Below are 14,692 nucleotides of genomic sequence, written 5' to 3'. Positions count from 1 at the left end.
TGTGGGAGAAGGTGTCGCCGAAGGCGACGGATGAGGGGTGCTCCAGCTTGGCACCTACCGCACTCCGTCCAACACCCCTCATCCGTCTCGGCGCTACGCGCCGATCCACCTTCTCCCACAGGGGGAGAAGGAAAGGCGCGCAGCGGCCGGATGGTGGGGCATTTATCCCCGAAAGGACGCAGCTGACATGAAGGAAATCTCCTGCAAGCTGCTGGTCATCGGCGCCGGTCCGGGCGGCTATGTCTGTGCCATCCGCGCCGGGCAGCTGGGCATCGACACAGTGATCGTCGAGGCAGGCAGACCGGGCGGCACTTGCCTCAATGTCGGCTGCATCCCGTCAAAGGCGCTGATCCATGCAGCCGAAGAGTTCGAAAAGCTCTCGCACATGGCCGGCGGCAAAAGCCCACTCGGCATAACGGTCGCGGCACCGTCGCTTGATCTCGCGGCGACCATTGCCTGGAAAGACGGCATCGTTAGCCGGCTGAACAACGGCGTCGCCGGCCTGCTGAAGAAAGCTGGCGTGAAGACGGTGCATGGCTGGGCGACATTTCGCGACGGCAAGACCGTTGCCGTCGAGACCGAGATCGGCATGCAGGTGATCCGCGCCGAAACGGTGGTGATAGCGACCGGCTCGGCGCCGGTCGAGCTGCCATCGCTGCCGTTCGGCGGTCCGGTCATTTCGTCGACCGAGGCGCTGGCGCTGAGCGAAGTTCCGGAGAGGCTGGCGGTGGTCGGCGGCGGCTATATCGGGCTGGAACTCGGCATCGCCTTTGCCAAGCTGGGCGCCAAGGTGACCGTGGTCGAGGCGTTGCCGCGCGTGCTGGCGCAATATGATATGGAACTGACCCGGCCGGTGGTGAAGCGGCTGGCCGAACTCGGCATCGAGGTGCTCGTGAACGCCAAGGCCAAGGGGCTGTCCACTAAGCGCGACGCGCTGCTGGTCGAGACGAATGGCGGCAAGAACGGCAAGATTGCCGCCGACAAGGTGCTGGTCACGGTCGGTCGCAAGCCGGTGACCGAAGGCTGGGGGTTGGAGCAGATCGACCTCGACATGGCCGGACCCTTCATCCGCATCGACGACCAGTGCCGCAGCTCGATGCGTGGTATCCTTGCCATTGGCGACGTCACCGGCGAGCCGATGCTGGCGCACCGGGCGATGGCGCAAGGCGAAATGGTCGCCGAGATCGTCGCCGGCCACAAACGCAGCTGGGACAGACGAGCGATCCCGGCTGTCTGCTTCACCGACCCGGAGCTGGTCACCGCGGGCCTGTCGCCGGAGGAGGCCAAGACGCGTGGCGAGATCAAGGTCGGACTGTTTCCCTTCACCGCCAATGGCCGGGCGATGACGAAGTTGGGCGATGACGGATTCGTCCGGGTAGTGGCGCGGGCGGACAGCCATCTGGTGCTTGGCATCCAGGCCGTCGGCCAGGGCGTGTCGGAACTGTCGACGGCGTTTGGGCTGGCGCTGGAGATGGGCGCGACGCTGGAGGACATCGCCGGGACGATCCATGCCCATCCGACACAGGGCGAGGGTTTTCCGGAAGCGGCGCTGAAGGCGCTGGGGCACGCACTGCATGTCTGATGGCTCGCGCTCTCCCCCCTTGAGGGGGAGATGGCCGGCAGGCCAGAGGGGGTCGGTTCGACTGGATGCGACCTCCCTTGCGACAGATGGAGGTTGACGCTCTACGCGAGGCGACCCCCTCTGTCGCCTTCGGCGACATCTCCCCCTCGAGGGGGGAGATTACGCAGCTCACCCCGCAAGCCGGCTAACCATCTCGTGCTGCGCATAGGCGCGGCCGAAGCGGTTGGCCAGGAACGCGTCGAGCGCGATGTCCTCCTGCTTGATGAAGCCCCTGGCCGGCAAGCTGCCGTCGGCGAGCATGTCGAGCACCGCGCAGATGGCCGATGCGGTGGTGATCTGGATGGCGCTGCGCACCGTTTCGCCGTCGCGCCTGGCGTAGATCTTGTTAGCGTAGGTTTCCTGCAGCAGACGACCGTTCTTGCGGCCGCTGACGGTGACGAAGACGATAACCACGTCCTGCAGCGTCGCCGGCAGGGCGCTTTCGAAAATGTCCTTCAGCACGTCGCGGCGGTGGCGCAGGCCGAGGTCGTTGAGCAGCGCCTTCATGATCGCCGCATGGCCGGGATAGCGGATGGTGCGGTAGTTCAGCGTTCGCACTCTGCCCTTCAGCGTTTCGGCCAGCGTGCCCAGCCCGCCCGAGGTGTTGAACGCCTCATAGGTGACGCCGTCGAGCGAGAATTCTTCACGCTCCTCGAGCGGCGGCACTTCGATCAGCTCGCCTTCGACGATCGCCTCGCAAGGCTCGCAATATTCGTTGATGACGCCGTCGGTGCTCCAGGTCAGATTGTAGTTCAGCGCATTCGACGGGTACTGCGGCAGCGCGCCGACCCGCATGCGCACGCTTTCCAGCGTGTCGAAGCGGCTGGCGAGATCGTTGGCAACTATCGAGATGAAGCCCGGCGCCAGACCGCATTGCGGGATGAAGGCGCTGCTGCCGGAACGCGCCAGTTCCTTGACCCGCCTGGTGCTGACGACGTCCTCGGTCAGATCGAGATAGTGCACGCCGGCGCTGGCCGCCGCCTCGGCGATGCGCGTGGTCAGATGGAAGGGCGCGGCGCTGAGCACCGCGAATTTGCCGGCCAGGGCCGCTTCGAGGGTGCCGGCGGCCTCGATGTCGAGTTCCAGCGTCTCGACCGTTTCAGGCAGTTCGGCCGCGCCGAACTGCGCCGCCGAGCGGTCGACAAGCGTGACCTGGTAGTCGCCCGTGGAAGCCAGCATCTCGGCAATGGTCGAGCCGATCTTGCCGGCGCCGACGACGATGATTTCCTTCATGACCGGTCCCTCGCACCAATGCTAAATTCAGGGTTAGAATCGCAGCTTGCCTGTCGAAAGGAAGCGTGAGATTGTACGAAACGCAGCCTCTCTTTGGGCAATGTGCCGGTAAGGTTCGTCGAAATGCTCAGCGATGCCGACCAGGCTCTGCTTTCCCTGCTGCGCACCAATGCGCGCGCCTCGACCGCCGAACTGGCGCGGCGGCTCGGCGTCTCACGAACGACGGTGCAAAGCCGGATCGAGCGGCTGGAACAGCGCGGCATCATCGCCGGCTATGGGGTCAGGCTGTCGCCGGATTACGAGCAGGGGCTGGTCAGGGCGCATGTCCTGCTCACCGTAACCCCCAAGCTTGCCGACAAGGTGGTGCGCAGCCTGCAGGCGCTGGCACCGGTTCGCACGCTGCACTCGGTCAGCGGCAATTTCGACATGATCGTCATCGTCGAGGCGCCTTCGATCAGGGATCTCGACACGCTTCTCGACCAGATCGGCGCCATGGACGGAGTCGAGCGCACGTCGTCGTCGATCATCCTGTCGACGCGGATCGACCGCTGAGCGGGCTGGTGTCGCGGGTCCAGATGCTGACGCGAAGGATCACCGAGCGCAGTGATCGTTCTGGCGCTCTCGCGGCAAAGCGATATAGGCTTCGAAGATGTTGGATGAGACTCGCAGAGAGGCCGCGTCCTCTCGCGCCAAGCTGACAAGTCGCTCGGTCACGCAACGATTTCCAGAGGAGGCCTCCTTGCCCAAGCAGTGTTTTGGAAAATCCCATGTGCCGTTGTCGCCGGCGGTCAGGGCCGGCGACTTCGTCTATGTCTCAGGCCAGGTGCCGGTCGGCACAGACGGGCTGGTGGTCAAGGGCGGCATCGCCGAACAGACCGAGCAGGTGCTGTCGAACGTCAAGGCGGCACTGGCGCTGGCCGGCTGTACCCTGGACGACGTAGTCAAGACGACGGTCTGGCTCGAAGACGCCCGCGATTTCGGCATCTTCAATACCGTCTACGCCCGGCATTTCCCGAAAGACCCGCCGGCGCGCACGACAGTGGAGTCGCGGCTGATGATCGACATCAAGATCGAGGTCGAGGCCGTTGCCTACAGGCCGGCGTGACGGGAAAGTGGAGACAGGCGCGATGCAATTCGATCTCCTGATAAAAGGCGGCCGCCTCATCGATCCGGCGTCCGGCCTCGACGCGCAGCGCGATCTGGCGATTGCCGACGGCCGTATCGCCGCGATCGACACCGAAATCCCCTTCGAACGTGCCGCCCGCGTCATCGATGCCACGGGCTCGATCGTCGCGCCGGGCCTGATCGACCTGCACAGCCATGTCTATTGGGGCGGCACGTCGCTCGGCGTCGATGCCGACCGGCTCGCCGCAAAGAGCGGCACCACCACCTTCATCGATGCCGGAAGTGCCGGTGCCGGCAATTTCCTCGGCTTTCGCCGCCACGTCATCGAGCGCTCGAAAGTCCGTATTCTGGCTTACGTCAACATTTCCTTTGCCGGCATATTCGGCTTCTCGCAGACCGTGGCGGTCGGCGAGTGTAGCGACCTCCGGCTCTGCGAACCGCGCGAGACGGTAGCGGCGGCTCGCGAGCACGCGGACGTGGTTGTCGGCATCAAGGTCCGCTCGGGTCGCCATGCCGGCGGCACCAGCGGCATCGCGCCGGTCGATCTCGCGCTCGAAGCCGCCGACAAAGCCGGCCTGCCGCTGATGGCGCACATAGACGAGCCGCCGCCGGGCCGCTCGGAAGTGCTGCCGCGGCTGCGCAAGGGCGACATCCTCACCCACTGCTTCCGGCCGTTTCCCAACGCGCCGGTCTTCGCCTCGGGGGCGGTGCGGCCAGATATGCGGCTGGCGCGCGAGCGCGGCGTCATCTTCGATATCGGCCACGGCATGGGCTCGTTCGATTTCGAGGTGGCCAAGGCGATGCTCGGCGAGGGGCTGGCGCCGGACGTGATCAGCAGCGACGTGCATCTCTACTGCGTCGACGGGCCGGCCTTCGACATCCTGGTCTGCATGTCGAAGCTGCTGGCGCTCGGCATGCCGCTGGTCGAGGTGCTGCGCGCCGCCACGCAGCGCCCTGGCGAAGCGATCGCCAGGCCCGATCTCGGCAGGCTTGCGGTGGGTGCGGTCGGCGACATCGCGGTGCTGCGGCTGCGTCCGGGCCGCTTCACCTTTGTCGATTCGGTCGGCGCCTCGCTGGTCGCCGAGCAAAGGCTGGTCTCGGACGGAATCGTGGTCGGCGGCAGCTGGTGGCCGAACGAGGCGGTGGACGATCTCGGCGAAACCGAGCGTTTCGAAGCGCATGCGCACGACACGCATGTCGAGGTGGCGAGCCGGCATTTCGGGCGTGGGTGATCTCCCCCCTTGAGGGGGAGATGTCGCCGAAGGCGACAGAGGGGGTCGGTTCGACCGGGCTCGTCTTCCTGCAACGGATGGAGGCTGGCGCTCGACGCGCGGCGACCCCCTCTGGCCTGCCGGCCATCTCCCCCTCAAAGGGGGAGATCACAGCTTCACCGCCCCGCCGCTCCATAAACCGGCGTCGCAATGCCTTCCATCCTCGCCTTGATCTGCAGCGCGACGAACTTCGAATAGAAGCGCGACAGCGCCAGATTGCCGCCGTGGAACCACAGCGCTTCCTGTGCCGTCGGCTTCCACATGTTGCGCAATTCGCCTTGCCATGGACCCGGGTCGCCTTTCACGCCCGAGCCAATCCCCCAGCACGGGCCGACCTTGTTGGCGACTTCGCGCGAGACGATCGCCGCCACCGTTTCGTTCATCGAGAGATAGCCGGTGCAGGCGATGATTGCGTCGGCCGCCAGTTCGGTGCCGTCGTCGAAGAGGATGCCTGTCGGCGTCAGCGACTTGATCCCGACGCCGCTGCGGATGCCGATCTCGCCGTCGATGATCAGGTCGCAAGCGCCGACATCGATGTAGAAGCCCGAGCCGGTGCGGTAGGCCTTCATCAGGAGCCCGGTCTCGTCGTCGCCGAAATCGATGGCGAAGCCGGCGCCGCGCAAACGATCGTAGAAGGCCGCGTCGCGCGCCTTGATGATGTCGTAAAGCGCCCGCTGGCCTTGCGGCAGCAGCGCGAACGGCGTCGAGGCGACGATCATGTCGGCCTTCTCGGTGGTGATGCCGCGGGCCAGCGCCTTTTCCGAAAAGATCTCGAAACCGATCTCCATCAGCGTGTCCGACTTGACCACCGTCGTCGGCGAGCGCTGGACCATCGTCACCTGGGCGCCGCTCTCCCAGAGGTCGACGCTGACGTCATGGCCGGAACTTGCGGCGCCGATGACGGCGACCTTTTTGCCGCGGAATTTCTCGCCGCTGGAATACTGGTTGGAATGCAGGATCTCGCCGTTGAAGACATCGGCACCCGGCAGGTCGATGCGCCTGGGCGGGCCATAGGCGCCGGTCGCAAAGACGATATGCTTCGGCCTTAGCGTGATGCGCTCGCCGGCGCGATCGAGCTCGACCGTCCAGACCCTTTCGGTCTCGTCATAGGACGCGCTCACGCATGTCGTGGAGGTCCAGTAGTTGAGCTCCATGACGCGCGTATACATCTCCAGCCAGTCGCCCATCTTGTCCTTGGGCGTGAACACGGGCCAGTTCTCGGGAAACGGTATGTAGGGCAGATGGTCGTACCAGACCGGGTCGTGCAGCACGAGCGAGCGGTAGCGATTGCGCCAGGAATCGCCGGCCTGAGCGTTCTTCTCGATGACTATGGCCGGCACGGCCAATTGCCGGAGCCGGGCGCCCAGCATGATGCCGCCCTGGCCGCCGCCGATGACCAGGCAATAAGGCTGCTGGCCGGCGCCGAGTTCACGCGTCTCGCGCGCCCTCGCCTCCAGCCAGGTCTCGCGCTCCGGATCGGCCTTGTGGCGGACACCCAGCGGCCGCGCCGGGCCCTTGCGCTCCTCAAACCCCTTGAGATCGCTCATCGCGGTAAACAGTGTCCGGCATTTGCCGTCCCTGAGGCGCATGATGCCTTGGCCCCACGCCGATGACGTCTCGAAAGAAAACCAGGCTTCGATCGTGCCTTCGTCCGAAGTCGCTTCGCCGCTGAGCTGCCACCGGGCAGGTTTTGTCGTTGCCAGCGTCGCCGCCAGCATGTCGCGGATCGCGACGCGGCCCTCCATCGTCCTGACGTTCCAGGTGAAGGTCAAGAGATCGCGCCAGTAGCAGTCCTCGACGAACAAATTGGTTGCCGCCTCGACGTCGCCGGCCTCGAGCGCCCGGGCAAAGGAATCGAGCCAGGTGGCAGCCTGTTTCGTCGGTGCGATGTCGAGCATCTGTCTTGCCTAACTTCCAGTGGCCTTTGCGCTGACCTCATTCTTACCCTTTCCCGGTTCTTTGCGGGAGAGGGTAAGGGCCGTGCAAACAGTCCGGAAGCTAAGGGCGCAGCGTAGGCCGAAGCGACTGCCGCTGCCGTCAGGCCCGCGCGCGGGCCTGATCCGAACCGCTATCCAGCCATGCGAGATCGTCCGGCGAAAGTGAGATGTCGAGCGCCTGGAGGCTGTCTTCCAACTCGTCGAGCGTGCGCGGCCCGATCAGCGGGACGGACGGAAACGGCTGCGCCAGCACATAGGCTAGCGCGACGTGGATCGGGCTTTTGCCCAGCCGTTTGGCGAGCTCGATGGCGCGGTCGCGACGGCCGAAATTCCTCTCCGAATACCAGACCCGGACCAGCTCCTCATTATCGCGCCGGTCGCGCCCGGCGCGGTCGGTGAAGAAGCCGCGGCCCTGGCTCGACCAGGCGAAATTCGGCATCTGCCGGGCGGCGAGCCAGGCCTTCCATTCGTCGCTGGAGGAGGTGACGCAGCCTGCCCAGATCGGCTCCAGCATCTCGGCCAGCGAGAAATTGTTGGAAAGCGCGCCGGGCTTCTGCTTGCCGGTGCGCTCGGCATAGGCAATCGCCTTGTCCATGCGGTCCATCGTCCAGTTCGAGCCGCCGAACGGACCGCGAATGCGGCCGGCCTTGACCTCGCGGTCCATCGCATCGACGAACTCGTCGACCGGCACGTCCGGATTGTCGCGGTGCATGAAATAGACGTCGATATGGTCGGTCTGCAGCCGTTCGAGCGACTGGGTGAGCTGCTTGCCGATGACGTCGGGATAGCAGAGCGGCGAGTGCGCGCCCTTGCCGATGACCACCGACTGCTCGCGCACGCCGCGGTTCTTCAGCCACTGGCCGAGCAGCGTCTCGGTATAGCCGGAGCCGTAGACGAAGGCGGTGTCGAACAGATTGCCGCCGGCCTCGAAATAGGCATCGAGCAGGATGGCGCCCGACGAAAAGGTGCGGAAATCCTCGAAGCCGAGCGCCAGGCACGAGGCCGGCCGCGGCAGGCCCGGAATGCTGCGCTTGGGGATGGCGGTTCCGCCGGAGCGCAGCTTCCGTCCGGAGATCGTGTTGACGCGCTTTGCTGGTTTCTCGATGTCGTATTCGAGCCCGATCGCGGCCCGCCATTTGTCGAGCACGCGCAGATTGCCAAGACTGTCGGCCCAGCCCATGCCGGGCCAGGCGAACTCCTGCATTCCGCCGAGAATGGCCTCGCCGGCGGCGTCGACCTCAAATGCGTACAGCCAGCCGTCCTCCGTGACCTCGACCACCTCGGTGTCACCCGGACGGATGATGCGGATTTCGCCGGTGCCGCCTTGCTGGCCGCTGGCATACCAGAAATCCGCCACCTCGATGCGGCCTTTGCTGCCGACAATACGCAAGACATTGTCCTGAGCGAGCGAGATGCTGCAGGACACTTCCGCGACGATGCCGCCCGGAAAATGCAACAGCGCCGACGCCCATTCGTCGACGCCGGATTGGCCGAGATGCGCAGCGCCGACGACTTTGTCCGGCTCGGCGAAGGGCTTTCCCACTGCTGCGCCGGCAATCAGCCGCGCCATCGAGACGGGATAACCGCCGACATCGAGAATGCCGCCGCCGGCGAGATCCTTGGCGTAAAGCCGGTGCTCCGGCATGAAGCCCGGCATGGCGAAGCCGAAGCTGGATTTGATCATCTTGATGTCGCCGATCGCGCCGGCCCTGATCAGCTCGACCAGCTTGGCCGTCTGCGGATGCAGCCGGTACATGAAGGCTTCGCCGAGAAAGGTGCCGGCCTTGCGCGCGGCATGGATCATGGCGTCGGCTTCGAATGCGGTCAGGCCAAGCGGCTTTTCGCAAAGCACGTGCTTTCCGGCCTCGGCCGCCTTGATCGCCCATTCGGCATGGCTCGGATGCGGCGTCGAAATATAGATCGCGTCGACATCCGGATCGCCAACCAAAGCCTCGTAGCCGTCCAGGATGCGGGCGCCGGGGAAAGCCTCGGTGAGCCCCGCCTTGCCGGGATTGCGCGCCCCTAAGGCGACCAATGTGCCGGTGCGCGAATGGGCGACGCCCCCGGCAAAAGCCTTGGCGATGTTGCCGGGCCCGAGAATGCCCCAGCGAACTTTTTCTGGTTTGGACGTCATGTCAAATCTCCGTGGGTGGCCGCGAGCAATCGCGATCGGACAAAAGAAAGATGGGTTAGCGAATGCGTGCGCCGGTGGCGTCGAAGAGAAGCGAGCGGTCGGCTTTGATCGACACCACCAGGTCGTCGCCATTCGCGCGATGCCGCGAGGCCTCGCGCTCGATGATCAGTTCCTCGCGTCCGCCCCCGGTACCGGAATTGGCATAGACATAACTCACCGATCCCAAGTGCTCGGCGACGTCGGCCTTGAGGGTAAGGTCGCAATCGCCCTGGCCGGCGTCGAAGAAATGCTCCGGCCGCACGCCAAGCACGACATCGCCGCCTGTCGCAGGCAGAGCATCCGAAAGCGGCTTGCGCAGTCGCGCGCCGCGATGATTGACCAGTTCGACGACCGCAGCGCCGTTGTCGGCCCCGACCATTTTCGCCGCCAGAAAGTTCATTTTCGGGGAGCCGACGAAGCCGGCAACGAAGCGGTTGGCGGGGTCGTCGTAGAGATCGAGCGGCGCGCCGATCTGCTCGATGTTGCCGGCGTTGAGGACGACGATCCTGTCGGCCAGTGTCATCGCCTCGGTCTGGTCGTGCGTCACATAGACCATGGTAACGCCAAGCTCCTTGTGAAGGCGCGATATCTCGACGCGCATCTGCACCCTGAGCTCGGCGTCGAGATTGCTGAGCGGTTCGTCGAACAGGAACACTTGCGGCTCGCGCACGATGGCGCGGCCGATGGCGACGCGCTGGCGCTGGCCGCCCGACAATTGCCGCGGCCGCCGCTTCATCAGCTCGGCGATGCGCAGGATTTCGGAAGCCCGCTTCACCCGCCGCTCGGTATCTGCCTTGGGGTTGCCGGTCATTCTCAGGCCGAAGCTCAGATTCTGCTCGACCGTCATGTGCGGATAGAGCGCGTAGGACTGGAACACCATGGCGATGCCGCGATCGGCCGCCTCGACGTCGTTCACCACCTTGCCGCCAATGGCGATCTCGCCGTCGCTGATGTCCTCGAGCCCGGCGATCATCCGGAGCAGCGTGGACTTGCCGCAGCCGGAAGGGCCGACGAAGACGACGAATTCGCCGTCATCGATATCGATATTGGCGCCGTGGACGATTTCGAAGACGCCGAAGCGCTTGATGACGTTTTTGAGTGTGACTGCAGCCATGCTGATCCTTACTTGATGGCGCCGGCGGCGATGCCGGCGACGAAATGGCGCTGCAGAAGCACGAACACGACGAGCATTGGCGCCGTCAGCATCACCGCGCCCGCCATGATGCCGCCCCAGGACACCTTGGTGAGACCGATCAGCGTGCCGAGCGCCACCGGCGCGGTCATTGCGCCCGGCTTGGAATTGATCAGCAGCGGCCACAGATAATTGTTCCAGGAAGCAAGGAAGAGAATGATGGCGAGCGCCGCCAGCATCGGCCGCGCCAGAGGCAATGCGACGAACAGGAATATCCGCCATTCCTTGACGCCCTCGACCTTGGCCGCGTCGAACAGCTCGTGCGGCATCATCGAAAAACTCTGCCGCATGAACAGCACGCCCAGCGAGTTGAACAGCGGCGGCACGATCAGCGCCACCCAGGTGTTGGCGAGCTTGAAGTCGCGCGCCACCATGATGAATTGCGGGATCAGCACGACCGCATAGGGCAGCGTGATGGTGCCGAAGATGATGGCTACGACCATGCCCTTGCCGAAGAAGTTGTAACGCGCCAGCGCCCAGCCGGCCATCGAGGTGAGCATCACCGACAGGAAGGTATAGGTCACCGCCACCGAGACGGAGATGCCGATGGCGCCGATGAAATTGGTGCCGCGCTGCAGATTGCTGACATTGTCGAGGAAATTGCCGTGCGGCAAAAGCTCGATGTCGGGGCTGAAGATGCCATTGTCGGGCATCGTGGAAAAGACCACCATCATCCACAGCGGAAACAGCCAGACCAGCGCCAGCGGCGTCAGGAACAGATGCAGCGCGATGCTGCGGCCCAATCTGGCCTGGGAACGGCTGACCTGGGAATGGCTGATTGGGGAGCGCGAGGTCATTTCGGTTCCCTCGTCAGCCATATCTGCACCAGCGAAATGGCAATCGCCAGCCCGGCCATGGTGTAGGCGACGGCCGAAGCGTAGCCGAAATTGAGCGACCGGAAGCCCTGGCGGTAAAGCAGCAGCCCGAGCGTTTCGGTGCCGCCGCCCGGCCCGCCGCGCTCGGTAATCAGGAAGGGCTCGGTGAACAGCTGCATGGTGCCGATGATCGACAGCACGGCGCAGAACACGATGATCGGCTTGAGCAGCGGCAGCGTGATGTAAAAGAACTGTTTGACCTTGCTGACCCGGTCCAGGGTCGCCGCCTCGTAGACATCCTCGGGGATGGACTGCAGGCCGGCGAGCAGGATGATGGCGTTGTAGCCGGCCCAGCGCCAGGTCACCGCCATCATGATCACCGCCATCGCCGGGGTGACGTTGGTAAACCAGTCGACACTGGGCAGGCCGATGCTGTTCAGCAATTTGTTGATGATGCCGTAGTCGAGATTGAACATCAGCCGGAAAACCGCCGAATAGGCGACCTCACCGACCACGACTGGCGCGAAGAAGGCAAAGCGGAACAGGCCACGTGCCTTGAGCAGCGGCGAATTCAAAAGCACCGCCATCACTATCGCCAGGGAAATCATCACCGGCACCTGGATGACGAGGATCAGCAATGTGTTCTTCAAGGCATTGAAGAAGGCGGGATCGCCGATCAGCCGGCCCCAGTTGAAGGTCGGCGCGAACCGCCACGGCACGGTGCGCGTCGCCTGGAACGAGATCAGGAAGGAATCGATGATCGGCCACAGCCAGAAGATCGAGAAGATCAGCAGATAGGGCGCGAGAAAGCGATAAGCCGTGGCGTTCTGGTAGCGCATTCCTTTCCTCCTTTCTGCTTTCGCCTGCTGGGGCGCGCGGTGTTGATGTTCAGGTGATGCGCCGCCGCAAACGGCGGCTTGTTCGAAGGCCAGCGTCGCCCCTCATCCGCCTGCCGGCTTGGCCGCAACGCTGGCGATCCCCCTCTCCCCGTTCTTTATGGGGAGAGGGTAAGGGTGAGGGGCAGCGCCAGCGTTCGAAATAGATCACGAAGTCTGGAGCCATCCCGTATCAGATCACGACTTGACCGGCAGGCCGGTCGCCGCGGCGATCTGGCTTGCGGCATCGTCGAGCGCTGCCTTGGCGTCGGGATAGCCGCTGGCCAGATATTTGGTCTGCACCGCGCGGATGATGATTTCGGCGTCGCTCTGGAACGGAGTGCCGCGGCTGGGGACGACCTTGGGTAAGGTGCCGAGGATGTCCTTCCACACGGCTTGGCCGCCCCAATAGGGCAGGCCTTCGGAGACGTAAGGGTCGTTGAGCGCCGAGATCAGCGACGGTACCAGGCCGAAGCCTTTCAGCATGGTGATCTGGCCCTCATTCGTCCCTAGCGTGTATTTCAGATAGGCGTAGGCGGCTTCCTTGTTCTTCGACACCGAAGTGATGGCGAGCGAGGAGCCGCCGAGATTGGCGGCGCGCGGACCGTCGGCGGTCAGGCTCGGCATCAGATAGACGCCCCATTTGCCTGCGCCATCGGGCGACTCGGTGCGTATGGTGCCTTCATACCAGCCGCCATACATCTGGCTGGCGACCTTGCCGGCGGTGTTGTTGGTGATCTTGGTGCTCCAGTCGGCAGAGGAAATGATGCCGGCGTCCTTCATCTCCTTGATCTTGGTCATGGCATCGACGCATTTGGGCTGATTGACGGTGATCGATTGACCATCGGCGGAGAAATAGGCGCAGCCCTGCTCGTTGGAGATCATGCGGAAGAATTCGGAATCGCCGTTGAAATCGGCGTTGGTCATCGTCACGCCGGGATTGGCGGCCTGGATCTTCTTTGCGGCGGCGATGAAATCGTCCCAGGTCTTGATCGAAGACGGGTCGACGCCGGCCTTCTCATAGAAGTCGCGGCGGTAGAACATCGCTACAGGGCCCGAATCCCAGGGCATCGCATAGGCCTTGTCGTCAACCTCGAGCTCGGTACGCTTGAAGTCGGGGAATTTTGCCTGGTCTTCCGCGGTGTAGCCGAGCGTATGCAGGTCGACGAAGCAATCCGGGAACTGGCTCCAGTAGTTTTCGGCTTCGCCGTTCTCGATCGTCACGATGTCCGGCAGGCCCTCGCCGCCGGCGGCACAGCCGGCGATTGATTTGTCGTAGGTCGGCTGGTTGCCGAGGTCCTCGACCGTGACCTTGATGTCGGGATACTGCTTGTTGAAGCCCGCTATGGTGGCCTTCAGCGACGAAGCGGCGATGTTCCAGCTCCAGATCGTGATTTCACCGGACTGCGCAAAGGCCGGGCTGGAGCCTAAGGCAAGCGCGAGCGCGGCGCAGGTCAATTTTAAGCGCATTGAAATCCTCCCATTTCAGTTGCTCTCTGTTTGCGAGCGTGGCTAGACTAGGCTTCGGGAAAGCCTTGTCCGCGACAAAGGGAATAAGAAATGAGCGGAAAGTAAGATGCCGGAAAGGCCGTTTTACCAGCCTGGCGCCAGCAGCGTGGAGGGCCTGCCGCTGCTGCTGCAAATGTTCCACACCCAGCCCCTGGTGATGCTCAAGCCACATTGGCATGCCCAGGTCGAGGTGAATTTCATCGTGCGTGGCGCCGTGCATTACCGCATGGACGGGCACGGGCTTTCGCTTTCTGCGGGCGACATGTGCCTGTTCTGGGGCGGCCTGCCGCACCAGATGGACGAAGCCTCCGACGATGCCATCTACGCCGGTGCGCATCTGCCGCTGGTTCATTTCTTCCGGCTGCATTTGCCCGTCGACGTCCGCAACAGGCTGATGACCGGCGCGACGCTGGTGACCGACGCCACCGACCGGTCGGACGACCACAATTTCGAGCGCTGGAACCGCTATGCCCGCTCCGGCGACCCGGTCAAGGCGGAGCATGCCGTCAACGAGCTTTTGCTGCGGCTTGAGCGGGTGCGGTTCGAGCCCTACCGGCTGGTGCCGGAAACGCCGGTCGAACAGGAGCTAGGCAGCCCGTTCGATCAGCAATCGCTGCGCAATGTCGGGCGCATGTGCGACTTCATCGCCGAGAATTTCCTCTACGAGATCGATTGCGTCGACATCGCCGCGGCGGCCGACATCCATCCCAAATACGCCATGAGCATCTTCAAGAAATCGACCGGCATGACGCTCAATGAATATGTGAATCTGCTGCGCCTCAGCTACGCGCAGGCGCTGCTGATGCATCAGGATGCCAATGTGCTGCGCGTCGCCATGGAATCGGGCTTCGGCTCGCTCAGCGCGTTCAACAAGTCGTTCCGCAAGCTTTCCGGCATGTCGCCGTCGGATTTCCGCAGGGGCGTGGCCGGCGCCAGATAAG

12 protein-coding genes are annotated in these 14,692 nt (G+C 64.1%); 5 read left to right on the top strand and 7 right to left on the bottom strand.

What is annotated here, in order from left to right; all coding sequences use genetic code 11:
* The first annotated feature begins 187 nt into the window (after window positions 1-187).
* On the top strand, window positions 188-1,582 hold the full coding sequence (lpdA, locus tag NKH78_RS04900) for a dihydrolipoyl dehydrogenase (protein ID WP_352737886.1): 1,395 nt from the start codon (window positions 188-190) through the stop codon (window positions 1,580-1,582).
* Between the two features lie 168 nt (window positions 1,583-1,750).
* On the opposite strand, the gene NKH78_RS04895 is transcribed toward lpdA, so the two are convergent.
* The gene (locus NKH78_RS04895; RefSeq protein WP_352737887.1) at window positions 1,751-2,854 is read right to left on the bottom strand and encodes a saccharopine dehydrogenase family protein; all 1,104 of its coding nucleotides are present in this window, start codon (window positions 2,852-2,854) and stop codon (window positions 1,751-1,753) included.
* A gap of 123 nt (window positions 2,855-2,977) precedes the next feature.
* On the opposite strand from NKH78_RS04895, the gene NKH78_RS04890 reads away from it, so the two are divergent.
* The 3 genes from NKH78_RS04890 to NKH78_RS04880 all read left to right on the top strand — a co-directional run bounded on the left by NKH78_RS04890 (window position 2,978) and on the right by NKH78_RS04880 (window position 5,211).
* Entirely contained in the window at window positions 2,978-3,406 is a 429-nt protein-coding gene (locus NKH78_RS04890; protein WP_352474012.1) for an Lrp/AsnC family transcriptional regulator, read from the top strand.
* A gap of 187 nt (window positions 3,407-3,593) precedes the next feature.
* Window positions 3,594-3,959, top strand: a complete 366-nt coding sequence (locus tag NKH78_RS04885) for a RidA family protein (RefSeq protein WP_023675940.1) — start codon at window positions 3,594-3,596, stop codon at window positions 3,957-3,959.
* Between the two features lie 22 nt (window positions 3,960-3,981).
* Window positions 3,982-5,211, top strand: coding sequence for an amidohydrolase/deacetylase family metallohydrolase (locus NKH78_RS04880; RefSeq protein WP_352777777.1), 1,230 nt, complete (start codon window positions 3,982-3,984; stop codon window positions 5,209-5,211).
* A gap of 155 nt (window positions 5,212-5,366) precedes the next feature.
* Here the strand turns inward: NKH78_RS04880 and NKH78_RS04875 are convergent, their stop codons facing one another.
* The 6 genes from NKH78_RS04875 to NKH78_RS04850 form a co-directional block, all read right to left on the bottom strand.
* The gene (locus NKH78_RS04875) at window positions 5,367-7,148 is read right to left on the bottom strand and encodes an NAD(P)-binding domain-containing protein (protein ID WP_352738402.1); all 1,782 of its coding nucleotides are present in this window, start codon (window positions 7,146-7,148) and stop codon (window positions 5,367-5,369) included.
* Between the two features lie 139 nt (window positions 7,149-7,287).
* Window positions 7,288-9,321 (bottom strand): aldo/keto reductase, encoded by a 2,034-nt coding sequence (locus NKH78_RS04870; RefSeq protein WP_352614659.1) that lies wholly within the window; start codon window positions 9,319-9,321, stop codon window positions 7,288-7,290.
* 55 nt (window positions 9,322-9,376) lie between these two features.
* On the bottom strand, window positions 9,377-10,474 hold the full coding sequence (locus tag NKH78_RS04865) for an ABC transporter ATP-binding protein (protein WP_023675944.1): 1,098 nt from the start codon (window positions 10,472-10,474) through the stop codon (window positions 9,377-9,379).
* An 8-nt stretch (window positions 10,475-10,482) separates the two neighbouring features.
* The gene (locus NKH78_RS04860; RefSeq protein ID WP_352701196.1) at window positions 10,483-11,349 is read right to left on the bottom strand and encodes a carbohydrate ABC transporter permease; all 867 of its coding nucleotides are present in this window, start codon (window positions 11,347-11,349) and stop codon (window positions 10,483-10,485) included.
* On the bottom strand, window positions 11,346-12,206 hold the full coding sequence (locus NKH78_RS04855) for a carbohydrate ABC transporter permease (RefSeq protein WP_254817930.1): 861 nt from the start codon (window positions 12,204-12,206) through the stop codon (window positions 11,346-11,348). Before NKH78_RS04855 ends, NKH78_RS04860 begins: the two co-directional genes overlap by 4 nt.
* Before the next feature lie 234 nt (window positions 12,207-12,440).
* A complete protein-coding gene (locus tag NKH78_RS04850) occupies window positions 12,441-13,712 on the bottom strand; it encodes an extracellular solute-binding protein (RefSeq protein ID WP_352738400.1) in 1,272 nt (423 codons plus the stop codon).
* A gap of 106 nt (window positions 13,713-13,818) precedes the next feature.
* Here NKH78_RS04850 and NKH78_RS04845 point away from each other — a divergent pair, with 106 nt between their 5' ends.
* Window positions 13,819-14,691: a helix-turn-helix domain-containing protein gene (locus tag NKH78_RS04845; RefSeq protein WP_352507383.1), complete on the top strand. Its 873-nt coding sequence runs from the start codon at window positions 13,819-13,821 to the stop codon at window positions 14,689-14,691.
* Window position 14,692: the final 1 nt, after the last annotated feature.

The organism is Mesorhizobium sp. M0910, from assembly GCF_040319465.1.
In the GTDB taxonomy this organism is placed as follows: Bacteria; Pseudomonadota; Alphaproteobacteria; order Rhizobiales; family Rhizobiaceae; genus Mesorhizobium.
The sequence above is the reverse complement of the archived record's forward strand: the minus strand, read 5'-3'. Positions and strand labels throughout refer to the sequence as shown.

Coding starts and splice junctions, on each gene's coding strand:
- NKH78_RS04880 (WP_352777777.1), top strand. CDS start 3,982: ATGCAATTCGATCTCCTGATAAAAGGCGGCCGCCTCATCGATCCGGCG.
- NKH78_RS04875 (WP_352738402.1), bottom strand. CDS start 7,148: ATGCTCGACATCGCACCGACGAAACAGGCTGCCACCTGGCTCGATTCC.
- NKH78_RS04855 (WP_254817930.1), bottom strand. CDS start 12,206: ATGCGCTACCAGAACGCCACGGCTTATCGCTTTCTCGCGCCCTATCTG.
- NKH78_RS04845 (WP_352507383.1), top strand. CDS start 13,819: ATGCCGGAAAGGCCGTTTTACCAGCCTGGCGCCAGCAGCGTGGAGGGC.
- NKH78_RS04890 (WP_352474012.1), top strand. CDS start 2,978: ATGCTCAGCGATGCCGACCAGGCTCTGCTTTCCCTGCTGCGCACCAAT.
- NKH78_RS04850 (WP_352738400.1), bottom strand. CDS start 13,712: ATGCGCTTAAAATTGACCTGCGCCGCGCTCGCGCTTGCCTTAGGCTCC.
- NKH78_RS04860 (WP_352701196.1), bottom strand. CDS start 11,349: ATGACCTCGCGCTCCCCAATCAGCCATTCCCAGGTCAGCCGTTCCCAG.
- NKH78_RS04895 (WP_352737887.1), bottom strand. CDS start 2,854: ATGAAGGAAATCATCGTCGTCGGCGCCGGCAAGATCGGCTCGACCATT.
- NKH78_RS04870 (WP_352614659.1), bottom strand. CDS start 9,321: ATGACGTCCAAACCAGAAAAAGTTCGCTGGGGCATTCTCGGGCCCGGC.
- NKH78_RS04865 (WP_023675944.1), bottom strand. CDS start 10,474: ATGGCTGCAGTCACACTCAAAAACGTCATCAAGCGCTTCGGCGTCTTC.
- lpdA (WP_352737886.1), top strand. CDS start 188: ATGAAGGAAATCTCCTGCAAGCTGCTGGTCATCGGCGCCGGTCCGGGC.